We start from the raw sequence: 21,877 nt of genomic DNA, 5'->3' as shown, positions 1-21,877 counted from the left end.
AGCTGTGCTGATTCGGTGAAACGGGGCCTCACGGGAGTCGCGCGAGAAGAACACGGTCCCTGCCTGTGAGATCCCGAACACTCCTGACGTGTTCATACCACTGTAGCGCTTCTTCAGCCGCTGTCTTCACCGTTCTTTCATCAAGTTCGACCGCGAGAAGGCCGCCGGGAACCAGCCATTCCCGCGCGTCGGACAGTATGCGCCTGAAGATCGCGAGTCCATCCGGCCCTCCATCGAGCGCCAGGTGCGGCTCGAATCCGGCCACCTCGGCAGGCAGTTTCACCACGTCATCGCTCGGGATGTAGGGCGGGTTCGATACCACGACGTCCACGCGGCCCTTGAGCGCCACCTCGACGCCCGCGAACAGGTCGCCCTCGCTGATCAGCACACGATCTGACAGCCCGAGCCGCTGGGCGTTCTGCGCCGCCACCTCGACGCCGAGCGGCGACAGGTCGGTGGCATGAACCGTGACGCCGGGGTGTTCGTGGGCCACCGACAGGGCGATGCACCCGCTGCCGGTACACAGGTCGACGACAACCGACTCGTCTGCCCCCTCGAGGTAGGCCAGAACCTCACCGACGAGGATCTCGGTCTCGGGACGCGGGATGAGCACGCCCGGGCGGACGCGCACGACGATGTGGCGGAAGGCGACCTCGCCCGTCACATACTGCAGCGGCTCCCCTGCGGCTCGCCTCCTGACGGCGTCACGTAGCACGCGGCGTTCGTCAGCAGTGAGCGGGCGGTCATGGAAGGCATACAGCTCTATTCGGGACAGGCCCGTAGCCGCGGACAGCAGCCATTCGGCGCTCCGGCGAGGGTGCTCGTCACCTTTTTGGGTCAGATACTCGCGCGTCCAGTCAAGCGCGGCTGACACCGTCCAGACCGGCTCGGTCACCACGGAATCGTCTCTCAGGCCTCGGCGAAGGCGGCGAGCCGCTCTGCCCGATCCGCGGCGGCGAGGCCCTCCACCAGCGCGTCGATCTCGCCGGCCATGAGCGCAGGGATGTTGTGGACCGTGAGACCGATGCGGTGATCCGTGACCCGGTCTTGCGGATAGTTGTAGGTGCGGATCTTCTCAGAGCGATCGCCCGAACCGATCTGGCTCCGCCGCTGCGCACCGAGCTCAGCCTGCTGCTTCTCGAGTTCCTGCTCGTAGAGTCGAGCGCGGAGAACCCGCATCGCAGCCTCACGGTTCTGCAGCTGCGACTTCTGGTTCTGCGACTGCACGACGAGCCCGGATGGCAGGTGCGTGATGCGCACCGCGCTGTCCGTGGTGTTGACGCTCTGGCCGCCGGGACCGCTCGAGCGGTACACGTCGATGCGCAGGTCGTTGGCTTTGACCTCGACTTCGACGTCTTCAACTTCAGGCAGCACGGCAACGGTCGCCGTGGAGGTGTGGATCCGCCCTTGTGATTCGGTCACCGGCACCCGCTGAACGCGGTGAACTCCCGACTCGAACTTCATCTTCGAGTAGACCTTGTCGCCACGGATGCGGAACGAGACTTCCTTGAATCCGCCCGTGTCCGAACCGTTTGCGTCGATCTCCTCGGCTTTCCACTTCTGCAGCTCCGCGTAACGCGTGTACATGCGGTACAGGTCGCCTGCAAAAATCGCGGCCTCGTCGCCACCGGCGCCCGCACGGATCTCGACGATGATGTCCTTGTCATCGTTGGGGTCGCCCGGAAGCATCATCACCTTCAACTCGTCCTCGAGCGCAGGCAGCGTGGCCTCGATCTCGTGTACCTCGTCGGCGGCAAGCTCTCGCATCTCGGGGTCACCCTCGGCGCGCATGACCTCGCGCGCTTGGTCGAGCTCCTCAAGCTGGCCCACATACTCGCGCGCCTTGGCTGCGAGCGGTGCCTGTGATCTCTGCTCCTTGGCCAAACGCGCGTACTCCTTCTGATCGCCGAACACTTCGGGATCAGAAAGCCTCATGGTCAGGTCGTCATAGGCGACGAGTATCTTTTCGAGCTTCTCACGCATCTGATGATTCTTCCCTGATCGACCAATCGGTACTTCGGACGGGCAATGGTAGCACGCCTCAACGGTCGGGCTGCGGACCCGGTCGGCGTCACAGGCCGAACGATGCGGCGAGGGCGTCGTCGACCCTGAGCATGGTGACGCGGTCCACGTGTGCCATCGGCTGGGCAGTAACGCGGGAAAGGTCGATCGTGCGTATCTGCGCGCAGTCGACGAACGATGACCGCGGCAGCGTCCCCTCCGGCAGCTCCACCATGAACGGAAACGCACGGCTCGGGGCCTTGGTGGTGATGGCCGCCACGATCGTGGTGCGTGAGTACCGATTCCCCACGTCGTTCTGGACGACCAGCGCTGGTCGCACCCCACCTTGTTCGCATCCGATCACCGGCTCGAAATCGATGCGTAGGACATCTCCCCGCTTCAACGTCACCATTCGTCGGACTCCGCCCCATCCAGGAGTGTGGCGTCCCAGATGCGGCACTCCTCGCGGTGCTCGTCGGCCATCTCCAGGTAGCCCTGCTTCATGAGCTCCTCGAAACGCGTGCGCTTGTACTGCTCCAAGGCCTCAAGCACGACGTCGGTCTTGGTGACCCCGCGCTCGGCAGTCTCCTGGACAAGGAACTCGTGGGCCCACGGTGGCAACCGGAACTGAGCAGGCTTCGGCGTGTAGTCTGTCATCGCGCTCCTCTCTTCCAAGCAAGAGTACGATGCATACATACGCGGTGTCAATACAAAACGTATGTACGTGGCTGTGCTGACTAAGCCTGCCCGCAGAGCACGTTACGCCGGCTCGGCCAGCGTCTCCGCGGCTTCGGGCTCAGGCGCAACGTCCTCAGCGACGATCTCGCCGCCGCGCTCCTCAAGTTCCTCTCGCGCGACGACGAGCGACATCGCTGCGACGGCGACCTCGATCATCTCGTCGTCGGGCTCACGTGTCGTCATACGCTGAAGCTGCAGGCCGGGCCACAGCACCATCTTGACGATCGGGTTGCCCGAGTTCGCACCGGCCCACTTCACGGTGACCTCGTAGGCCAGACCCGCCACAAGCGGCATCAGGATGATCCGTGACAGGATGAGCAGCCCCAGGATCGCGAGGGTGTTCGTGATTCCCCACTGAGCGGCGATCGCCTTCACCGGCACGAGAGAGAAGACGAGGATGGCGATCACCATGACCATCAGCAGGAAGGAGGTCCCGCACCGCATGTGCTGCGTCGACCAACGCTGGATGACCGGTGTCTCAAGCGGCAGGCCGTGCTCGTAGGCATGGATCGTCTTGTGCTCCGCGCCGTGGTAGGCGAAAACGCGCTGGATGTCCTTCATGCGGCTGATCGCCCAGATGTAGAGGAAGAATGCGACCACGCGGAGCACGCCGTCGACGATGTTCCACCGGAACGGATTCTCGGTGGCGCGCAGTCCGGTGAGATTCGTGACGACCGCAGGCAAGATGATGAATATCCCGATAGCCAGGCCGATCCCCATCACGAGGGAGAAGGTGATCTCGCCGGGGGTGAGCTGCTCGTCCTCGGTCTCGCCAGCCAGCGAGGCCGAAACCGTGAACGCCTTCATGGCCAGCGCGAGGGTCTCGACAAGCGCGACGACGCCGCGGATGACCGGCTTGCGCATCCAGCCGTGCTTCTTGGCGGCTGAGCGCAGATCGTGCTCCTCGGTGTGGATCGATCCGTCCGCCGTGCGGACCGCGACCGCCCAGTTGAACTTGCCGCGCATCATGATGCCCTCGAGGACGGCCTGTCCCCCGATGTGCGTGTGGGTGATAGGGCAGTCCATGCGCTCGACTGCAGCTGCAGAGTCGCTCATCGTCCTACTCTCGTCTCGGGGCCTTGGGATAGGGATCGCCGCACGTCATCGCGCCCTCTCGGCATGCACCCCGCCGACATGATGCGCCGGCGTCGCAGAAGATGTAGGGTGCCGTGGGCTCAACGAGGTCAAGCATGACCAGTGCCAAGGCACGAATCTCCCACTGGGCGCGTCGGCAACAGCGCAGCTCGAAGAAGTGCAGGAGCTCGCGCACGTTCATGGTGACGACTATCTTCGTCTCGACGGCGTTGGGCAGCAGATAGCGCGCATCCTCAGCATCGACGCCTGAGTCGATCATCGCCCTGTATGCGGCGAACGCCGCGCCCGTCGCCTCGCCGAACCGCTTCGCGGCGTCCGGATCGGCGGCAACGCTGGGAGGCACAACGAACGTCGGCTCCTCGACAAACGAGACGTAGCGCTGCGACTGCTGGTTGTAACTGGCAAGGCGGTGGCGTACCAACTGGTGGGTCATCGCCCGGCTGACGCCATCGATGGCGAAGGTGTAGTTGACGTGCTCAAGCGCCGACAAGTGACCGGACGTCAGGATCGTGCGAAGAACCTTGGTTATGGCCTCGTCGCTCATCGCCTCCATGAGCTGCGCCGCCCCCACGGGCGCGTAGCACAGGCGCGCCGCGACCGCGACGGCGCGTTCGGGCTCGGGCGTGTGGTAGAGCAGTCGAACGTCCATGGGCACTCCTCGGTGGCCCCTCGGGACCCCTTGTGAAACAAGAGAGGCGTCGCACTGACCGCGACGCCTCCCCATTCTAGTCGTGCGAACCGCTCAACGGACGACCTACTCGGCGGCTTCCTCGCCGGAGTCGGCCGGCGCGTCAGCTACCACCTCGGTGGTCTCGGCGACGATCTCCTCGGCCGCCTCATCGACAACCTCGTCGACGTCAGTGGCCTTGGCAGCGCCCTTGGCGGACTTGACCTCGTACTCGGCAGCCTTGGCGGCCTTGGCGGCATCCTTGGCCTCGCGCTCCTTCTTGGCGGCCATCGCGGCCTCTTCAGCGGCCTTGCGACGGGCGTCCTTCTCAGCGGCTTCCTTCTCAAGCACGGCATTGGCCGCAGAGCCGAACTTGTCGCTGAAGCGCTGGACACGTCCACCGGTATCGACGAACTTCTGCTGACCGGTGAAGAACGGGTGACAAGCGTTGCACAGCTCAAGGTGCAACTCGCCGCCGGCGGTCGAGCGGGTCTCGAACCGGTTCCCGCATGAGCAGACGACCGTGGTCGCCTCGTAGTTCGGGTGAATGTCTTGCTTCACTTCTACACACCTCCGATAGCGCCTTGGTTTCCGACCAAGGCATGAGGACAGCCCGCGTATTCTAGCACCGTGGATACGGTTGGGCAAACGCCCCCTGCCCGCGATTATGACGTTCTGCTGACCAAAGCTCGTCAGTTGGGTGGCGCACGGGGTACAGCGTACTGCAGGGGGAATAAGCACCCTGTCGACCAGGAGGTGCGAGATGAAGCCCGGAACCCGCGTCATCGCCCTGATGTGCGCGCTCTCACTGCTCGCTGTGAGCGGATGCAGCGGAGGCGCCGATGTCGTCCCCACCCGCCAGCCCGGTATCCAAGAAACGGCCACGCCCCCGGCTCCTCCCCCTGAGTCGACGCGCATCCTCGCCTACTTCACGCGTGGCGAGCAGGTCGGCGTCGGTGCCCGCACCAGCGCGGCGAGCGGGACCGAGGCGTTGGCGGAAGCCGCGATGGAGGCCCTGCTCGCTGGACCGACCGCGGAAGAGCGTGAGTTCGGGCTCGGCACGACGATTCCTGAGGGCACGCGGCTCAACGGTGTCGCCGTTGACGACGGAGTCGCAACCGTTGACCTGAGCCCCGAGTTCGCGTCCGGCGGAGGGTCGCTGTCGATGCTGCTCCGTGTCACTCAGGTCGTGTGCACCCTCACCCAGTTCAGCGACGTGGACCGGGTCGCCTTCGCCCTCGACGGCGAGAAGGCCACCTCAATCGGCGGCGAGGGCATCGTCGTGGACCCGCCGGTCGACCGTGCGGCGTTCGAGGGGCAACTTCCCGCGATCCTCATCGAGTACCCGGCACCTGGCGAGACGGTCGCGAGCCCACTCACCGCGTGGGGCTCATCGAACGTCTTCGAGGCGACCCATCAACTCAACGTCACCGACCCGGATGGCCTGATCATCGTCGATACGTTCGTGACGGCGACGAGCGGTACCGGCACGCGCGGGACATGGAGCGAGACCGTGGAGTTCGGGCCGATCAAGCGCGCCGGACTCGGAGCGGTCATCGTGTTCGAGCTCTCAGCCAAGGACGGCAGCCAGCAAAACATCGTCGAGATTCCGGTGCAGATGACGGAGTAGGATTCCGGCGCACCGCATCGGCCTGCTAGCGCATGGCGCTCGGCGTAGGTCCGCCGCGAGTTCCGCAGCAAGAAGGCCGCCTCGGCGAGGCGGCCTTCGAAGCGAGGACTGTCTGAGCGCCGGACCTGTGCCGAGCGCCGTTGCGTGCTACAGGTCGATACCGTTGCGCGTGTCCCCCGCCTTGCGGGCCATCTTGGCCAGGAACTCCATGTTGCTGTTCGTCTGCTTGAGGCCCTTGATCAGCATGTCCATAGCGCGCTCGGGGTTGTCGATGCCGTGCAGGATGCGGCGCACGCCCCAGACGAACGGCGCCTCCTGAGGATCCAGCAGCAGCTCTTCTTTGCGCGTGCCTGACGTGATGACGTCGATCGCGGGGAAGATGCGGCGGTCGGCCAAACCACGGTCGAGGCGAAGCTCCATGTTGCCGGTGCCCTTGAACTCCTCGAAGATCACCTCGTCCATCTTCGAGCCCGTGTCGACGAGCGCCGTCGCCAGGATGGTGAGCGAGCCGCCGAACTCGATGTTGCGGGCCGCGCCGAAGAACTTCTTCGGGGGGTAGAGAGCCTGCGAGTCCACGCCGCCGGACAAGATGCGTCCCGACGCCGGCGAGGCCAGGTTGTAGGCACGCGCCAGCCGGGTTATCGAGTCGAGCAGGATGACCACATCGCGGCCGCTTTCCACCAGGCGCTTGGCCCGTTCGATGACGAGTTCGGCCACAGCGATGTGCTGTTCAGAGGGCATATCGAACGTCGAAGACACCACTTCGCCGTGAATCGAGCGCTCCATGTCGGTGACTTCCTCGGGCCGCTCATCCACGAGCAGGCACATGAGGTAGACATCCGGGTCGTTGGCGCTGATGGCGGCCGCGACGTCCTTGAGTACCGTCGTCTTTCCGGCCTTGGGCGGTGACACGATCAGCCCGCGCTGGCCCTTGCCGATGGGTGCGACGAGGTCGATGGTGCGCGCGGTCATGAACTGCGGACCGTGCTCCATGCGCAGTCGCTCATCGGGATAGATCGGCGTGAGGTCGGCGAACTTGGGACGCCCTCGATTCGCCTCGGGATCCTTCCCGTTGATCTGGTCCAGGCGCTGCAGGGCGGGGTACTTCTCGTTGTCACGCGGGGGCCGCACCTGACCTCGGACCATGTCGCCGCGCCGAAGCTCATTGCGGCGCACGGCCGACATCGAGACGTAGATGTCGCGGTCGCCCGGCAGATAGCCGCCTGTGCGAACGAATCCGTAGCCTTCCGGCAAGACGTCGAGGATGCCGGAGATCTCGATGAATCCCTCGGACTTCACCTTCGCCTCGAGCACGGCGTCGATGATCTCGTCCTTCTTCTTCAGCGGCTTGTGATCGATCGACAGCTCGATTGCCATCGCGCGCAGCTGCGCCACGGTGAGCTCGACGAGCTGCTCGCGGGTCACGCTGGGCTTGGGCGGCGCTTCCTGCGGCTGTCCACCGCTGCCGCGGCGGCCACGCTTGCGGGGACGTGCACTCATGCGTTCTTCACTTTCTCCCAGTCGGCCAGGAACGACTCCAGGCCTCTATCCGTGAGCGGATGCTTCACGAGGTTCTTCAGTACGGCGAACGGCACGGTCGCGATGTCGGCACCCATCAGGGCCGCCTGCGTCACGTGGTTTGCCGAGCGAAGCGATGCGGCGATGACCTCGACGTCGTGTCCGAAGTCGTAGTTGGAAAGCGCGGTGACGACGTCGGCCAGCTGAGCGATGCCGTCCTCGCTGATGTCGTCGAATCGGCCGACGAAGGGTGAGATATAGGCGGCTCCGGAGCGCGCCGCGAGCATCGCCTGCGGCACGGTGAAGCAGAGTGTCATGTTGACCTTGATGCCCTTGTCGAACAGCGTCTTGGTGGCCGCCAGCCCCTCGGGCATGGTGGGCACTTTGACGATCAGGTTAGGCGCGATGGCCGCCAACTCAAGGCCCTCGCGCACGATCTCATCGCGGCTCAGACCGACCGTCTCGCCACTGACGGGGCCGTCCACGATGTCGCAGATCCGCTTCAGGTGACCGTGAAAGTCGGCGAGCTTGCCTCCGACCCGCGCATACAGCGTCGGGTTGGTGGTCACTCCCGCCAGAACACCCCAACTGGCGGCCTCTTCGATCTCTGCGATATCGGCCGTATCCAAGTAAAACTTCACGATGAACGTGTCCCTTCTGCCTGTTGCGGCGCGCCTGGGCGCACCACGCTGCTACTCGTCGATCGCCTTCGTGACCACGCACTCGAGAACGTCTGCCACCGTCCTATCCAGCTGATGGCTGTAGATAAGCGGGACATCGTGCTCTCGCGCCATCTCCTCGATGTAGACGCCCAACGTCCGGATGCTCTTGAACCCCGTCCGGTAGCGCTCCAGCGGGCGTGTTCCCTCGGTCTGCACCTCGCGAATGTAGAAGTGGCTGAGGTGCGACTGTTCGTCATCGACTCCGATGACGATGTGAACGACCCGCGCCGCTGAGAACTGTCCCAGATCGAGGTAGCCCGGAACGAGGTGGATTCCCTCGATCACCATCGATGTCCCCTCGAGGACCGCCCGTTCGATGATCGCCTTGACGCCTGACGTGACGGCGGCGGTCTGCTCACGGAATCCGACGATGACAGGATCTGCGCCTTGCGGCACGGGAACTCGCAGACCTTGCCACGCAGAGAACGCGCTGTCGTGTATCGCGGGCATCAGGTCTTTGCTGAATATACCACGCATCACCTGGCGTATGGAATCGGTGGATGTGATTCGCGTGATACCGAGCCGGTGGGCCACCTCGGTGGCGATGGTCGACTTGCCTACACCGGTCGTACCGCCGATCAGGACGATCAGCGGCCTGTCGAGCCGGCTCACGTCGCGCAGCTTGAGGTAGCGCCGAGCGAACTCGTCGCCCGCCAACCGTTTCACGTAGTCGCGGGTCACCTCACGAAGCCGCTCGGTGGTCAGGCTCAGTTCCTCGCGCTCACGCAGGTCATCTTGGATGAGGGCGGCGATCTCGTATGCGCGGCTCGGCGCAAGCCCGGTCGCGGTCAGCGACTGGGCCAGTAGCCCCTTGCTGAACGGCAGGCCGTGCGCCTTGTCGGTGATGGTTATGGTCGGCCTTCGGTCTGACACGTGGTCTACCCCCTGCCCCTGCGCGCGGCGCCACGCTGCAGTGCGAGCGACGACACGCGATCGATGAGGTGCTCCAGATCGCCACCGTCGACAGCCACGGGAACGTTGTCACACAACACGGTGGGGACACCCGCGTCCTCGCCGGCCGCGGCAACCACATCGATGGCAGCCGCCTTGAGTTCCGTGAGCAGCAGGTCGAAGCGCCCCCGGTGGGCAGCCAGATCCTCCCTGAGCTTGATCCTATCTGACAGCGCGGTACTCACCGCAACGACCTCACACCCGTAGTGGGACTCAAGATGCTCGGCGAGCCGCGGCGCGATGGCCGCGGGGGCCGTGGTGGCGAACAGCACCTTGCGACCAGCAACCGGCTCGATCGGCGCTGGCCGCAGCGTGGTCGCGATGACAGGCACCTCGGGCGCTAGAGCCGCTATCGCGGCTCGAATCGCTTCCACATCCGCCTTTGTGGCCAGCGGCTCCTCGGCTGACGAGAGCACCACGAGGTCGGCGCGGCCAAGCCGGTAGGGGCCGAAGTAGTCACGGACGTAGCCGACCCCCTTACCGGCGCTGACGACGATGACGCTCGCATCGGCGTGCACCGGAGGGATCGCCGCACCGGATCCCTCGAGCACGATGAGCTCCTTGCCGAGCGTGTCGGCCAGGCGCGCTCCGTCGGGCACGTTACTGAAGAACGTCTCGCCCGCAAGGCCTCCGCCGCACCGTCGACACCCCACCGTCGTCACGCGGCTCATCACCGCATCTTCGTAGTTGTCGCTTGACGCGTGCTTGCCCTGGCGTGCCATTTCGAGCAGGTCTGATGTCGTGAGCGCCACCTGATCGCCATGAATGACCTCGGGCTCAGCGGGACCGCCACGGCCCATCGCCAGAACCACGATGTCACGGCCGGCCGCCTTGAGGGAGCGCGCGATGTAGGCCGATACCGCCGTCTTGCCGACGCGCTTCCCCGTGCCGATGATGCCGAGCGTCGGGGTGCGCGGCTCGACGCGCGAACGGGGCGGGGTGAAGACGAAGTCCGCCCCGCGGTACTCCACGCCCCTGCCCAAAGCGAGCGAAGCCAGCTTGAAGCGGTCGGCTGCGGACAGCACCGGCTCATCGGATAGATCGACAAGCGCGTCAGGCTCGTAGCGCGTGATCGCCGCAGCGATGACGTCGCTTGGGTCGCCGCCGGCAAGCACCGGAACCCCATAGGCCTCGAACCCGTTCGCGAGGTCGACCTTCTCGGTTCCTCCCACAAAGACCGCGGCGACCACCTCGTTGTCCTGCTCAAGGGCCGCGATCGCGGAGCGTACAACCGGCGGGTAGTGTTCGCCGTCGATGAGGGCTACGACCCGCCTCATCGTGGATCCCTGACCACTACCTCATCGAGGTCGGGCGCTTGCACGCCCGGACGCCAACGACAGTGCCGGCGGTTGATGTCGGTGAAGTCAGCGACCACCTCGCTGTCCACGTAGGGCTCCTTGAGAAGCACCCGCACTCGACCGTCGTCGTGGATCTCGATGATGTTGTAGCAGGGGCGCACCCTGCCGCGCAGGCGGTGCGTGCAGCAGGTGCCTGCGTTGATGATGAGCATATCTTCGAGCCGCCAGACGTTGGGCACGTGCTTGTGCCCGCACAGCACGATATCGGCCCCATTGTTGGCAAGAACGCGCAGCAGGTCGCCTGCGTCGTGGACGATGTTGCGCTCTCGGCCGGTTCCGGGCACCGGCACGAGATGATGATGCATGGCCAGGATCTTCACCTCGTCGAGGCACTCCGCGAAGCGCTCTTCGATCCAGCGATAACGCTCGCGGCCCACGCGGCCGGTGTCCAGATCGGGCTCACTCGAGTCGATTCCGAGCACGTGGACGCCCCCGTAGGACAGCTCTGAGCTCCGCGCCCCGAACAGCTCGATGTAGTGCTCGTCGCCGACGTTGCGGGCGTCGTGATTGCCCAGCAGCACCACCCTGCGATTGCAGGCGATCTTCTCGATAAGGCCGTGCGCCTGAACGAACTCGTGGCGAAAACCCATGTCGGTCAGGTCGCCGGTGACGACGACCATGTCCGGACACAGGATGTTGAGCTCATCGATGACGCGCTTGGCCAGTGAGGGTATGTGGTACCGAGACCCGCAGTGCAGGTCCGAGATGTGAGCGATGACGGTCGGATCTCCCACGGTCCTCGCCTTTCCAGCGCTAGCGGGGCAGTCGCCCGCGCGTTGACGTGTCCGGACCCGAGGCGGCCGCCTCCAATGAGGACAGCACCCGGGTGAGCCCCATGAGTGCTCCGAAGATATCTCCGAACTCGTCGTCGTAGGTGGTCACCTCGTACTCTCCTCGGATGCCACCCTTATCAGCAGCCGCATCGAGCGCGTCCTCGTAGGTGCCGATCTTGTCGACCAGCCCGAGCTCTTTGGCCCGCTCGCCGCTCCACGTCCACCCCGTCGCCAGGGACTCGACTTCAGAGCGCTCCATCTCCCGACCCTCGGCCACGATATCGATGAACTGCCCGTAGACATCATCGACCTCGCCCTGGATCAGCGCCTTCTCCTCATCGGTCAGGGGGCGATACGGGCTTCCCGTGTCCTTGTTCTCGCCAGCGGTGATGACCGTGAACTCCACGCCGAGCTTGTCGAGCAAGCCCGCGACGTTGGGGATCTGCGCGATCACCCCGATGCTGCCGACCGCGGTTCCGGGCAGGGCCCAGATCTCATCGGCCTGCGACGACACCATGTACGCACCGGACGCATTCACATCGCCGCTCGAGACAACGACCGGCTTGGTGCACTGGTCGACGTAGCGCGCGATCTCCTCGCTCGCCGCCACGGTGCCTCCCGGCGAGTCAACGCGCAGCACGATGGCCTTCACCGAGCTGTCCTCCTGCGCCCGGTCGATCGTGTCGTAGAAACGCTCGGGGGTCACGTAACCCGAGTAGGCGTCGCCGACTCCGGCGATCGGACCGTCGATGTGGATCACCGCTACCGCATCTCCGATACCCCTGGGCAGGGATGACGTTTCGCCGCCCATCATCAGCGCGAAGGGTACGGTGCACGAACCGATGAGCAGCGCGAGAGCCACGATGATGCCGATAGTCCACCCGATCCACGCGCGAGAGCGACGGGGAGCGGCGACACCGGCGGTCACAGGCGGCGTGGCGTACGGTACCGGCGGCGCGGCGTACGGCACAGGCGGCGCGGCGCCTCCCTGGACGGGGGGCACGCCGATAGGCGGCTGCTGCGAAGGATGCTGGGGGTCCTGATCCGACATCGGAGGCCTCTCTAGGGGAAGGTCGCGCCGCGATGCTGCGGCTAAGGGGGATACGGTTGATTCTTCCCCACACACGCTGGGCGGTCAACAGCGCGCCTGCGAAAGGACCCCGAAGTTCCCTACAGGATGCGCGCGCCCCAGCGATCGATGGCGAGCGCCTGCGGCGGACGTCGCGTGCCCAAGGCCGCGATACGGGCGGACGCCCGCTCGGCGATTCCGGCCGCGATCTCGTGAGCCGCGCGGTCGGTATCGCCGGCCACGAGACCGATGACGGTCGGACCCGCACCGGACAGGGCGACGCCCGCCGAGCCGCAGTCACGCAGGATCGACGCGACTTCGCTCAAGTCGCCGACGGCCGCCTCTCGATACGGCTCGTGAAGGCGGTCCGCGAGCGCGTCCCCGAACAGCTCGGGGCGGCCGGTGGCGATCGATGCCGCCAGAAGTCCGGCGTGTGCGACGTTGAAGGCGGCATCACGGTGGGGCACCTCTTCGGGGAGCATCGCCCGAGCGGCGGACGTCGCAAGCTCCTTCATCGCGGGAACCGCCACGACGGCAAGCCCGCGCGCGGGCTCGAAGCGTGCGAAGCGCACGCGGTCCTCATCCGACCAGCACACGGTGAATCCCCCGAAGAGCGCAGCAGCGACGTTGTCCGGATGGCCCTCGATCTCTGCCGCAAGCTCCAACCGACGCGCATCACCGAAGTCCGCTCCGACGAGCGCCTCTCCCAGCAGTAGTCCGCCGACGATGGCAGCGCTCGACGAGCCCAGGCCGCTGCCCGTTGGAACATGATTGGCACAGCCGATCTCGGCGAAGAGGCCGCTTCGTCCCGCCTCTGCGAACGCCCGCGCCATAGCGCGAGCGACCACATTCTCCTCGCCCGTCGGGAGCGCGCCCGCACCCTCGCCCTGCACATCCACGCGCCACGCCGAGGCCAACTGTGCCTCGAAGCGGTTGTGGAGGTTCAGCGCCAGCCCGAAGCTGTCGAAGCCCGGACCGAGGTTTGCAGAGGTGGCGGGGACGAGAACGGCTGCGCCCATGTGGCTAGAGGTCCTCTACCCTGATGACCGCACTGACCTCGCGGACCGCATCGCTCGCCTCGATTCGCGCAAGAGACGCACGCACGTCCGCCTCGAGCGCCGTATGCGTCACGAAGACGAGTTCCACGGTCTCGGACTCCTCTTCGCCACGCTGTATGACACTGGCCAGTGAGACGCCGTGGTCGCCGAAGTCCCTCGCGCACGCAGCAAGGACGCCCGGCGCGTCAACCACGAGCAGGCGCACGTAGTAGCGCGTTCTGAGCGTTGAGATGTCGCGGAGCGCGTGGTGCTCGGTGCAGGTACACCCGACGGTCGCGGGGCAGTCGGCCTGGATGTCGCGCGCGACCTCCACGAGGTCACCGACCACTGCGGAGGCGGCGGGCAGCGAGCCGGCGCCCTCACCGAAGAACATCGTCTCGCCGACCGCGTCGCCCACCACGTAGATGGCGTTGTAGACGCCGTCGACACTGGCGAGCGGGTGGGCCACCGGAATCATCGTCGGGTGAACGCGGATGTCGATGCCGTCGGGGGTGCGGTTGGCGATTGCGAGCAGCTTCACTCGGTAGCCGATCTCACGCGCGTAGTCGATGTCAGCGGGCGCAAGGCCGCGGATGCCTTCAGACGGCACCTGCTCCAGCGTGACCCGCGAGTTGAACGCGATCGAAGCCAGGATGGCGATCTTGGCGGCAGCGTCGTGCCCGTCGACGTCGGCGGTGGGGTCCGCCTCGGCGAAACCCTTGGCCTGCGCTTCAGCGAGCGCGGTGGCGTAGTCGAGCCCGTCTTGGCCCATGCGGGTGAGCATGTAGTTGGTGGTGCCGTTGACGATGCCCATGACCCGCGTGATCTCGTTACCGGTGAGCGAGTGCTTGAGCGGTCCGATGATGGGGATTCCGCCGCCGACGCTCGCCTCGAAGCGGATCTCGACACCGGCCGCCTCCGCCGCCTCCATGACCTCTTCGCCGTGCGTGGCCAGAAGGGCCTTGTTGGCGGTCACGACCGACTTACCCGCCTTGAGGGCGGAGAGCACCACGTCACGCGCCACACCCGTGCCGCCGATGAGTTCGATCACGACATCGACATCGGGGTCCGCAGTGACTTCGAACGCGTCAGTCGTGCAGGTGGCCGGATCGAGTCCGAGATCGGCGAAGCGCTCGGTAGCGCGATCTGCAAAACGGGTCAGACGTATGTCGACCCCGGCGCGGCGGCGAAAATCCTCCGCGTGACGAGCGATGATGTCGATGACCCCTGATCCCACGGTACCCAGGCCTATGAGGCCGACACGGATAGTGCGCATACGGTTAGTACCTCCTGAAACGGTCAGTGCGACCAGACATTCGGTGCGACTCTGAAGCGTCATTGTACCCGAGGCAGGACCCCGGGCCGACGCGTGCGACCGCGCGAAGGGCCGGACCGGTCAGTTCGCGCGCGAGGGCTCGGCGTCGACCGAAACCCAGATCAGATACTCCGTGAGGTCCGCTTCGACCGCGGCGTCGCCTTCGCCCTGCAGCTGGCGTCGGTACTCCGCGGCTGCGATCAAGTCGCGCGGATCCACGCGGGCCACGTCAACCCACATGCCCAGTTTGAGCAGGTCGCCGTCGCTCACCTTGAGCGCAGCAAGCATCAACCGGCAACTGACCAGATCACCCAGTTCCGAATCGCCGCTCGGGTCGTCGCCCACGAGCGCGCTGAGCAACACGGCGGCGTCCCGGGAATCGGCCTGGGCGAAGGTGTCCCTCAGGCGCGCGTCGACCACCGAAGAGGTCCAGAAGGGATGCTTCAACGCAAGCTCGTCGATGTCGTTCACCAGTTCTCCTGACTGACCGTCGGGCGTATACTCACCCTTGGACGAACCGCCATCACGTCCCCTCACAAGAGCATTCACCGGGAGGTCGATCCACGTGCGGCTGGAAACGAGTGAGGCACTCTACGAAGCGCATTCCGTCACCCACGTGCGCGTGGACAAGATCGGCGGCACCGCTGCCGGCCTGTGGTGGGTTGCGGTGGCATTCGAGGATGGGTCTTCGAAACCTGAGGGCTTGTTCACGACTCAAGACGAGGCGATGAAACTCGCCGCTGAACTCGCCGCGTCATGGCACGTCGAGGTCCAGGTCACGAGCGACCTGTAGGTCATCAGTCCACCTCGCACCGCATCAGATCGTCGTAGGACTCGCGCCTCACGACCCAGCGCCACTGGCCCTCCTTCACGAACACGACGCCCGGCCGCACCTGCTTGTTGTAGTTGCTGCTCATCGACTGGCAGTACGCACCTGTCGCACACACGCACAAGATGTCGCCCACCTCGGGGCACTGAAGCGGCGCGTCGTTGACCACGATGTCGCCACTCTCACAGTGCTTGCCGGCCACGGTGGCCACCATCTCGCGGGGCTGATCGGCCTTGTTGGCGAGCAGCGCCTCGTAGTGCGCGTCGTAGAGCGAGGTGCGGATGTTGTCGGACATGCCGCCGTCGACCGCCACGTAAGTGCGGATGTTGGGGATCTCCTTGATCGAGCCCACGGTGTAGAGCGTCACGCCCGCGTTGGCCACAATCGAGCGCCCCGGCTCGACGGCCATCGCGGGCACCGTCAGTCCGTACTTCTCGCACGCCTCTTTGATGCCGTCGACGACGACCTTGCCGTAGTCACGAATCGTGGAGGGCTCGTCCGGGATGCCGTAGGCGATGCCCAGGCCGCCGCCCGTGTCGAGCATGCGCACCTCGACACCGGTCTCGGCCTTGATCTCGGCGATGAACTCGACGATGACCTCGATGGCCTTGGAGAAGCTGTGCAGCGCGAAGATCTGGCTGCCGATGTGCATGTGCAGGCCGTCGAAATCGAGGCCGGGCAGTTCGATGGCGCGCTTGACCGCCTGCATGGCCAGGCCCTGGTTGCGCCCGAAGCCGAACTTCGAGTCCTCGGCGCCGGTCATGATGAAGTCGTGGGTATCGGCTTCGACGCCGGGCGTGACGCGGAGCAGGATCTTCTGGGTCGCTCCGCGCTCGGTCGCCAGCGCGCTCAGTCGCTCCATCTCCTCGAAGGAGTCGACGACGATCCTGCCGACTCCCGCGTCGAGACACTCGGCAAGCTCGACGGGCGTCTTGTTGTTGCCGTGCACGTAGATGCGCTCCATGGGAAAGCCCGCGCGGCGGGCGAAGGCGAGCTCGCCGCCGCTCGACACGTCCAGACAGCAGCCCTCCTCGGCCACCAGCTTGACCATGGCGAGCGACATGAAGGCCTTGCCGGCGTACACGACATCGACGTGGGGCCAGTGGTACGTGGTCCACTTCACGTACTCAGACAGCTGGAAGCGAATGGTCGCCTCATCCATCACGTAGACCGCCGTGCCCGCGTCGCGTGCTAGTTCAACCGTGTCGACGCCGCCGATCCACAGGTGACCGTCACGCACCTCAGCTGAGTTCGGCAGCACACTCAGCAGGTCGTGGCCCGTCTTGAGGTCGGCAACAGCGGGCGGACGGGGTCCGGTCGGCTTTCCCATGATGGATCTCCCCTCGATCGAGTACACTATTAGCATATGCTAACGGTAATTGTTCGCCTATGCTATTTCAGGCGACGGGGCGCGTCAAATGCTCCGTGACACACCCGCTACATGCGCTCTGGTGTGCTTACTCCCAGAAGACTCAACGCGCAGCGCAGCGCACGGCGGGTAGCGTCCACCGCGAAGAGCCGCGCCGCCGTCACATCGGGAGCATCGGGATCGACCACCCGACACTGGGCGTAGAACTGGTGGAACGAGGCCGCCAGCTCCTCGGCATAACGGGTCAGCTTGTACGGAGCCAGCTCACGCGAGGCAAGCTCGACCACTTCGCCGAACTCGTCGAGTTTGCGCATGAGAGCAAGCTCCGCGTCGGCCTGGAGCGCGGACAGATCGGTGTCAGGAGCGATCAAGGCGTCTGCGACGGCATCGACCGCATCCGCGTCGGCACCCTCCCCCGCCGCCTTGCGCAGGATCGAGCAGATGCGCGCGTAGGCGTACTGCACGTAGTAGACGGGGTTGTCGGCGGACTGCTGCTTGGCCACCGCGATGTCGAAGTCGACCTGCTGGTCTGTGGAACGCCGCAGAAACCAGTAGCGCGCCGCGTCGGGGCCCACCTCTGCAACGAGCTCCTCGAAGGTCACCATCTCGCCGGTGCGCTTGCTCATGCGCACGGCCTCGCCGTCACGGAACAGGTTGACGAGCTGACCGATGACCACGTCGAGCGCACCCTCGTGTCCGAGTGCGGCTACCGCGGCCTTCATGCGCGCCACGTACCCGTGATGATCGGCGCCCCAGATATTGATGACCCGATCAAAACCCCGGTCGTACTTGTTCTTGTGGTAGGCGATGTCCGCAGCAAAGTAGGTGTAGCTTCCGTCCGCCTTGATCAGTACGCGGTCCTTGTCGTCACCAAACGCCGTGGAGCGGAACCATACGGCGCCCTCCGAGTCATAGATGTGGCCGCGCTCGCGCAGCTCAGAGATCGCCGATTCGACCGCGCTGGCCGGGCCATCACTTCCCGCCTCATGCAACGTGCGCTCGGAGAACCAGACGTCGAAGTCCACCCCGAAGTCGTGCAGAACGCGCTTGAGGTGCGCGAGCACCTGCACGTAGGCACGCTCGCCGAAGTACTGCTCGCGGGCCTGCGGTGACGAGTCGAGCCAGCAGGTGCCCTCTTCGCCGAATATCTCGCTCGCAATCTCACGGATGTAGGTGCCGTGGTACCCGTTCTCAGGGAAGGGTGCATCGCTGCCGCACATCTCGAGGTAGCGCGCCGAGACACTCTGCGCGAACAGCTCCATCTGCACGCCCGCGTCGTTGACGTAGAACTCGCGTTCGACGCGCCAGCCGCTGTGCTCAAGGAGGCGCGCCATCGAGTCTCCGAGCGCAGCCCACCGACCGTGTCCGACGTGCATCGGCCCGACGGGATTGGCCGACACGAACTCGACCTGTACCCGGCGGCCTGCCCCAAGCTCACTGGCACCGAGAGCCGTATCCTGCTCGCGCGCCGCCCGCAAGACTCGCTGGAGCGCTGCGGCGGACAAGCGCAGATTGATGAAGCCGGGGCCGGCTATCTCGACCGCCGCAACGTCCTCATGTGATTCCAGGCGCTGCGCGATGATCTCGGCAACCTGCCGGGGTTGCATGCCGGCGGCCTTGGCGCAGCGCAGGGCGACGGTCGTTGCCCAGTCACCGTGCGAGGGATCGCGCGGGCGCTCGACACCCGCATCCGGCACACCATCAAGCGGCAGTTCGCCTGCCTCGATCGCTGCGGAAACCGCGGCGGTCACGAGCAGTTCGATAGCGTCTCTCACGAGCGGTCCTTCGCATCAGCACCTCGGGTCGTGCAGGTACGATACCCGATGCGCCGTTGCGGCGCCAAAGCAGGACTCCTCGGCTGCCTGGGGCCCGTGACATCAGCCCCTCACGAGTGGGGGGTTATGCGGTCAGAATCTCGTCGGCCTTGATCGAATCATTGGGATACAAGTCGCTCGGGACGCCGCCTTTGCCGAAGCGCTCGAACACACGGTGTCTGGCGCATGCTTCGCTGTCGCCCTGGCAGTAGTTCTTCTTGTAGATGTCGGCCATCGCAGGCATGTTCTCCATCTTGTCGAAGAAGAACGGGCAGCCCGCGAGGCACTCGCAATCCGCCATACCTCTCAAACCTCCTCGGTCGCACGTCGAACGAACGTCTCGGCCAGTCGATTGGGCAGCAGCGCAAAGATCCAGCAGCCCATGCAGAAGCCGAACGCGGCCTCCAGAAATGCGAAGAAGAAGAATACTCCGACCACCGCATAGTAGACCTGCGGGTAGGCAGGAAACGCGGACGCGGCCAGCAGACCGAGGGAGCTCATGAAGAGCGCAATCGACGCCGCGAGACGCTTGGGCGCAGAGTCGGCCATGGTGCGCTTGAGACGCAACCACGAAGCAAGACTCCCGGCTGCCATGCAGTTGGGACTACGCGCGAAGCCGGCAAACACCTTGAGGGCGAAGTCGACAACCAGGTAGACGAGCACCCAGCGGTACGGCGTCAGCGCGGCCACGAGTAAGAGCGCGCAGGTCAATGTGGCGTTGATCCGCGCCGAACTCTCGTCGATCATCTCGCCGCCTAGGGGGCAGCGTGGCGCGAACTCCCCCACTACTGACACCTCCCATCGACAACGAAAACGCCATACGGAACTCGCGCACCCACATTACAACCTAACGAAACCTTAGGGAATACGCGCAGGGGTATCCGTGAACGAAATCACGAACATGCGGCCCCGCTCACTTGTGGTACGGCTCGCCGCGGGCGATGCGGAAGGCGCGGTACAGCTGCTCGACGAGCACGACGCGTGCGAGATTGTGCGGCAGCGTAAGGGGGCCCAGCGACAGGCGGCTGTCAGCGCGCTCCAGCACGCTTGGGGCAAGTCCGTGGGACCCACCGATCACAAACGCGAGGGATGAGCGTCCTTCGACACCGTGGCGGGAAATCTCCTCGGAGAAGGCGACGCTGTCCAGGCTGCGACCGCGCACGTCAAGCGCGATGACGTGGTCGTCGGGCCGTATCGCTTTGAGCACGTCGACACCCTCGTCGCCCACCGCCCGGGCCTCGCCGCCTCGGCTCGGATCCCGATCCGCGACTTCGACCACCCGCACGTCGGCGTAGGATCGCAGCCGCTTGAGGTACTCGTCGACGGCCTCGGCCCAGAACCGCTCCTTGAGCCTGCCGACGGCGATGATGGTGATACGCATCACCGTCGATCGGCATCCGATCCGAGGGTCACCGCAAGCGTACGCCGCGCCTCACCTCGCACCAGCTCCACCCCGACCTCATCGCCCACGCGGTTCTCTCTGATCGCTGCGAACACGTCTTCGACGCCGCCGACGGTACGCTCGCCGATCTTGACGATGATGTCGCCCCGCTCGATACCAGCCAACTCAGCAGGAGATTCAGGCTGCACGAAGCGCACCAACGCACCTTCGGTCACGGGCAGACCGAACTGCGAGGCGACGCTCTGGTTGACGGTCTGCGTGCTGACGCCCAGGTACGGATGGACGGCACGGCCGTTGGCGATGAGCTGCTTGGATATGTCCACGGCAAAGTCCACCGGTATAGCGAAACCGATTCCTGCCGACTGCGGCGCTCCGACGGCTCCGGACGGCGACTGGATCAGCGTGTTGATTCCCACCAGCCGACCGCGATCGTCGACCAATGCGCCCCCGGAGTTGCCGGGGTTTATCGCGGCATCGGTCTGAATGAGGTTGGTGTATGTGGTGATCTCTTCGCCACCGCTCACTATGTCGGCTCTGTCCAGCGCGGACACGATTCCCACGGTGACCGACTTCTCCAAACCGAAGGGGCTCCCCACGGCCATGACGTACTCTCCGACGTTGAGTTCCTTGGACGAGCCCACTTCGATGGCGGGGTATCCGCTTCCCTCGATCTTGAGCACGGCGAGGTCGCTTGACGGGTCGGTGCCGACAACGGTCGCGGGGACATCATCCACGCCAACGGTCACGAAGACCCGATCCGCGCCTTCGATGACGTGGTTGTTCGTGAGGATGTAGCCATCCGAGCGCACGATCACACCCGAGCCGTTGCCTGCCGCCTGCTCCACGCGCGCACCCGTGAAGGGGTTGTATGCTTCGGACACGACGGTCACGTTGACGACGGACGGCACGACCTTGGCGGCGACGGCCTCAGACACGTCAGCCATGCTGCCCGGGCTGATGGTCACCTTGTTCACCGTGGGTTCGGCCTCTTTCGTCGAGGCCGTCAGCGGTTCGACTCCCGGCACCAACCCCAAGGCCCACACGAGTCCGGCCGCCACGAACAAACCTCCGACCACCGACCCCACTGCGGCCGCGGTGACGACCGCGGCACTCGACCAACGCCGCTGGACCGCGGGCTCTTCGCACGGCTCGTCATCGTCTCCCGTGTACTCGCAGACCGGAAGCGGCCCCATGACTGCAGGAGGCGTGACCTGATGGGCCTCGATATCCGATAGGTGGGTGTCGGCGTCGGCCATCCATGCGATGGACTCTCCCTCCGACCCCGTCGGCTCGGGCTCAGAATGGACGTGCCAGTCGGCACCTTGCACCTCACGTGAGATCTCTGCGGCGGTGCGGTGAGGATCAGGGGCGCCGGACTCATTCCTGGAGTCAGCGGGGGCAGCGGGGTCGTTGCCGAAGTCAGTCATGCGTCACCTCTGCGGTTCGCGGGTTCGATGTTCTGCAGGGGCGACGCAGACGCCGCCCGCATACACCGTACTCCTTCTCGCCCCGACCCCGTGGTGTGGCACACGGAATCCTCACGGTGGGTACGCGCCCGCTTCACAAGAACGCCGGCGCGGGCGCGTGGG

At 65.4% G+C, this 21,877-nt stretch carries 24 protein-coding genes; 2 read left to right on the top strand and 22 right to left on the bottom strand.

Translation table 11 applies throughout. The features are described 5' to 3' along the window. Nucleotides 1-28 precede the first annotated feature (28 nt). The 7 genes from prmC to rpmE form a co-directional block, all read right to left on the bottom strand. Nucleotides 29-895: a peptide chain release factor N(5)-glutamine methyltransferase gene (prmC, locus tag U1E26_09060; protein MDZ4169790.1), complete on the bottom strand. Its 867-nt coding sequence runs from the start codon at nucleotides 893-895 to the stop codon at nucleotides 29-31. A 14-nt stretch (nucleotides 896-909) separates the two neighbouring features. Beyond that, nucleotides 910-1,983: a peptide chain release factor 1 gene (gene prfA / locus U1E26_09055; GenBank protein MDZ4169789.1), complete on the bottom strand. Its 1,074-nt coding sequence runs from the start codon at nucleotides 1,981-1,983 to the stop codon at nucleotides 910-912. An 88-nt stretch (nucleotides 1,984-2,071) separates the two neighbouring features. Next, nucleotides 2,072-2,413, bottom strand: a complete 342-nt coding sequence (locus U1E26_09050) for a type II toxin-antitoxin system PemK/MazF family toxin (protein MDZ4169788.1) — start codon at nucleotides 2,411-2,413, stop codon at nucleotides 2,072-2,074. Continuing rightward, nucleotides 2,407-2,658, bottom strand: a complete 252-nt coding sequence (locus U1E26_09045; protein MDZ4169787.1) for a hypothetical protein — start codon at nucleotides 2,656-2,658, stop codon at nucleotides 2,407-2,409. The genes U1E26_09050 and U1E26_09045 overlap by 7 nt, the downstream gene beginning before the upstream one ends. A 102-nt stretch (nucleotides 2,659-2,760) precedes the next feature. Further along, the gene (locus U1E26_09040) at nucleotides 2,761-3,795 is read right to left on the bottom strand and encodes a DUF1385 domain-containing protein (protein MDZ4169786.1); all 1,035 of its coding nucleotides are present in this window, start codon (nucleotides 3,793-3,795) and stop codon (nucleotides 2,761-2,763) included. A gap of 4 nt (nucleotides 3,796-3,799) precedes the next feature. Continuing rightward, the gene (gene thyX / locus U1E26_09035) at nucleotides 3,800-4,483 is read right to left on the bottom strand and encodes an FAD-dependent thymidylate synthase (GenBank protein ID MDZ4169785.1); all 684 of its coding nucleotides are present in this window, start codon (nucleotides 4,481-4,483) and stop codon (nucleotides 3,800-3,802) included. A 105-nt stretch (nucleotides 4,484-4,588) separates the two neighbouring features. Continuing rightward, complete coding sequence (gene rpmE, locus U1E26_09030) at nucleotides 4,589-5,062, bottom strand: 50S ribosomal protein L31 (GenBank protein MDZ4169784.1); 474 nt, start codon at nucleotides 5,060-5,062, stop codon at nucleotides 4,589-4,591. Between the two features lie 202 nt (nucleotides 5,063-5,264). On the opposite strand from rpmE, the gene U1E26_09025 reads away from it, so the two are divergent. Beyond that, entirely contained in the window at nucleotides 5,265-6,131 is an 867-nt protein-coding gene (locus U1E26_09025; GenBank protein MDZ4169783.1) for a Gmad2 immunoglobulin-like domain-containing protein, read from the top strand. Nucleotides 6,132-6,278: 147 nt separating this feature from the next. Here the strand turns inward: U1E26_09025 and rho are convergent, their stop codons facing one another. The 9 genes from rho to U1E26_08980 all read right to left on the bottom strand — a co-directional run bounded on the left by rho (nucleotide 6,279) and on the right by U1E26_08980 (nucleotide 15,345). Further along, nucleotides 6,279-7,631, bottom strand: coding sequence for a transcription termination factor Rho (rho, locus tag U1E26_09020; GenBank protein MDZ4169782.1), 1,353 nt, complete (start codon nucleotides 7,629-7,631; stop codon nucleotides 6,279-6,281). After that, nucleotides 7,628-8,290: a fructose-6-phosphate aldolase gene (fsa, locus tag U1E26_09015; GenBank protein ID MDZ4169781.1), complete on the bottom strand. Its 663-nt coding sequence runs from the start codon at nucleotides 8,288-8,290 to the stop codon at nucleotides 7,628-7,630. Before fsa ends, rho begins: the two co-directional genes overlap by 4 nt. Nucleotides 8,291-8,341: 51 nt before the next feature. Then, nucleotides 8,342-9,244, bottom strand: a complete 903-nt coding sequence (locus tag U1E26_09010; protein MDZ4169780.1) for a 2-phosphoglycerate kinase — start codon at nucleotides 9,242-9,244, stop codon at nucleotides 8,342-8,344. 5 nt (nucleotides 9,245-9,249) lie between these two features. Beyond that, the gene (locus tag U1E26_09005; protein MDZ4169779.1) at nucleotides 9,250-10,599 is read right to left on the bottom strand and encodes a 2,3-diphosphoglycerate synthetase; all 1,350 of its coding nucleotides are present in this window, start codon (nucleotides 10,597-10,599) and stop codon (nucleotides 9,250-9,252) included. Beyond that, nucleotides 10,596-11,414, bottom strand: a complete 819-nt coding sequence (locus tag U1E26_09000) for a metallophosphoesterase (GenBank protein ID MDZ4169778.1) — start codon at nucleotides 11,412-11,414, stop codon at nucleotides 10,596-10,598. Before U1E26_09000 ends, U1E26_09005 begins: the two co-directional genes overlap by 4 nt. A 19-nt stretch (nucleotides 11,415-11,433) precedes the next feature. Next, complete coding sequence (gene sppA, locus U1E26_08995) at nucleotides 11,434-12,504, bottom strand: signal peptide peptidase SppA (protein MDZ4169777.1); 1,071 nt, start codon at nucleotides 12,502-12,504, stop codon at nucleotides 11,434-11,436. A 119-nt stretch (nucleotides 12,505-12,623) separates the two neighbouring features. Then, nucleotides 12,624-13,541: a homoserine kinase gene (gene thrB, locus U1E26_08990; protein MDZ4169776.1), complete on the bottom strand. Its 918-nt coding sequence runs from the start codon at nucleotides 13,539-13,541 to the stop codon at nucleotides 12,624-12,626. A 4-nt stretch (nucleotides 13,542-13,545) separates the two neighbouring features. Continuing rightward, complete coding sequence (locus U1E26_08985; protein ID MDZ4169775.1) at nucleotides 13,546-14,835, bottom strand: homoserine dehydrogenase; 1,290 nt, start codon at nucleotides 14,833-14,835, stop codon at nucleotides 13,546-13,548. A gap of 120 nt (nucleotides 14,836-14,955) precedes the next feature. Continuing rightward, nucleotides 14,956-15,345, bottom strand: coding sequence for a hypothetical protein (locus tag U1E26_08980; protein ID MDZ4169774.1), 390 nt, complete (start codon nucleotides 15,343-15,345; stop codon nucleotides 14,956-14,958). 94 nt (nucleotides 15,346-15,439) lie between these two features. Between U1E26_08980 and U1E26_08975 the strand changes: the two genes are divergently transcribed. After that, nucleotides 15,440-15,667 carry a hypothetical protein gene (locus U1E26_08975; GenBank protein ID MDZ4169773.1) on the top strand — a complete coding sequence of 76 codons (228 nt, stop codon included), beginning with the start codon at nucleotides 15,440-15,442 and terminating at the stop codon, nucleotides 15,665-15,667. Between the two features lie 4 nt (nucleotides 15,668-15,671). On the opposite strand, the gene lysA is transcribed toward U1E26_08975, so the two are convergent. From lysA to U1E26_08945, 6 genes are all read right to left on the bottom strand, one after another. Then, nucleotides 15,672-17,033, bottom strand: a complete 1,362-nt coding sequence (gene lysA / locus U1E26_08970; GenBank protein MDZ4169772.1) for a diaminopimelate decarboxylase — start codon at nucleotides 17,031-17,033, stop codon at nucleotides 15,672-15,674. 107 nt (nucleotides 17,034-17,140) lie between these two features. Continuing rightward, complete coding sequence (gene argS, locus U1E26_08965) at nucleotides 17,141-18,847, bottom strand: arginine--tRNA ligase (GenBank protein MDZ4169771.1); 1,707 nt, start codon at nucleotides 18,845-18,847, stop codon at nucleotides 17,141-17,143. Nucleotides 18,848-18,971: 124 nt separating this feature from the next. Beyond that, complete coding sequence (locus tag U1E26_08960) at nucleotides 18,972-19,187, bottom strand: hypothetical protein (GenBank protein MDZ4169770.1); 216 nt, start codon at nucleotides 19,185-19,187, stop codon at nucleotides 18,972-18,974. Nucleotides 19,188-19,192: 5 nt separating this feature from the next. After that, nucleotides 19,193-19,672 carry a DUF4395 family protein gene (locus tag U1E26_08955; protein ID MDZ4169769.1) on the bottom strand — a complete coding sequence of 160 codons (480 nt, stop codon included), beginning with the start codon at nucleotides 19,670-19,672 and terminating at the stop codon, nucleotides 19,193-19,195. A 127-nt stretch (nucleotides 19,673-19,799) separates the two neighbouring features. Further along, nucleotides 19,800-20,267, bottom strand: coding sequence for a 23S rRNA (pseudouridine(1915)-N(3))-methyltransferase RlmH (rlmH, locus tag U1E26_08950; GenBank protein MDZ4169768.1), 468 nt, complete (start codon nucleotides 20,265-20,267; stop codon nucleotides 19,800-19,802). After that, on the bottom strand, nucleotides 20,267-21,715 hold the full coding sequence (locus U1E26_08945) for a trypsin-like peptidase domain-containing protein (GenBank protein ID MDZ4169767.1): 1,449 nt from the start codon (nucleotides 21,713-21,715) through the stop codon (nucleotides 20,267-20,269). Before U1E26_08945 ends, rlmH begins: the two co-directional genes overlap by 1 nt. Between the last annotated feature and the right edge of the window lie 162 nt (nucleotides 21,716-21,877).

The sequence above is a fragment of the Coriobacteriia bacterium genome, assembly GCA_034370385.1.
Classification (GTDB): domain Bacteria; phylum Actinomycetota; class Coriobacteriia; order Anaerosomatales; family PHET01; genus JAXMKZ01.
Note: the sequence above shows the minus strand (reverse complement) of the source record. Positions and strands in the feature narration are given on the sequence as shown.

Excerpts from the sequence above, each read along its gene's own strand:
- prfA (MDZ4169789.1), bottom strand. The coding sequence starts at position 1,983 with ATGCGTGAGAAGCTCGAAAAGATACTCGTCGCCTATGACGACCTGACC.
- U1E26_09050 (MDZ4169788.1), bottom strand. The coding sequence starts at position 2,413 with ATGGTGACGTTGAAGCGGGGAGATGTCCTACGCATCGATTTCGAGCCG.
- U1E26_09045 (MDZ4169787.1), bottom strand. The coding sequence starts at position 2,658 with ATGACAGACTACACGCCGAAGCCTGCTCAGTTCCGGTTGCCACCGTGG.
- U1E26_09040 (MDZ4169786.1), bottom strand. The coding sequence starts at position 3,795 with ATGAGCGACTCTGCAGCTGCAGTCGAGCGCATGGACTGCCCTATCACC.
- thyX (MDZ4169785.1), bottom strand. The coding sequence starts at position 4,483 with ATGGACGTTCGACTGCTCTACCACACGCCCGAGCCCGAACGCGCCGTC.
- U1E26_09025 (MDZ4169783.1), top strand. The coding sequence starts at position 5,265 with ATGAAGCCCGGAACCCGCGTCATCGCCCTGATGTGCGCGCTCTCACTG.
- rho (MDZ4169782.1), bottom strand. The coding sequence starts at position 7,631 with ATGAGTGCACGTCCCCGCAAGCGTGGCCGCCGCGGCAGCGGTGGACAG.
- U1E26_09005 (MDZ4169779.1), bottom strand. The coding sequence starts at position 10,599 with ATGAGGCGGGTCGTAGCCCTCATCGACGGCGAACACTACCCGCCGGTT.
- sppA (MDZ4169777.1), bottom strand. The coding sequence starts at position 12,504 with ATGTCGGATCAGGACCCCCAGCATCCTTCGCAGCAGCCGCCTATCGGC.
- thrB (MDZ4169776.1), bottom strand. The coding sequence starts at position 13,541 with ATGGGCGCAGCCGTTCTCGTCCCCGCCACCTCTGCAAACCTCGGTCCG.
- U1E26_08985 (MDZ4169775.1), bottom strand. The coding sequence starts at position 14,835 with ATGCGCACTATCCGTGTCGGCCTCATAGGCCTGGGTACCGTGGGATCA.
- lysA (MDZ4169772.1), bottom strand. The coding sequence starts at position 17,033 with ATGGGAAAGCCGACCGGACCCCGTCCGCCCGCTGTTGCCGACCTCAAG.
- U1E26_08960 (MDZ4169770.1), bottom strand. The coding sequence starts at position 19,187 with ATGGCGGATTGCGAGTGCCTCGCGGGCTGCCCGTTCTTCTTCGACAAG.
- rlmH (MDZ4169768.1), bottom strand. The coding sequence starts at position 20,267 with ATGCGTATCACCATCATCGCCGTCGGCAGGCTCAAGGAGCGGTTCTGG.
- U1E26_08945 (MDZ4169767.1), bottom strand. The coding sequence starts at position 21,715 with ATGACTGACTTCGGCAACGACCCCGCTGCCCCCGCTGACTCCAGGAAT.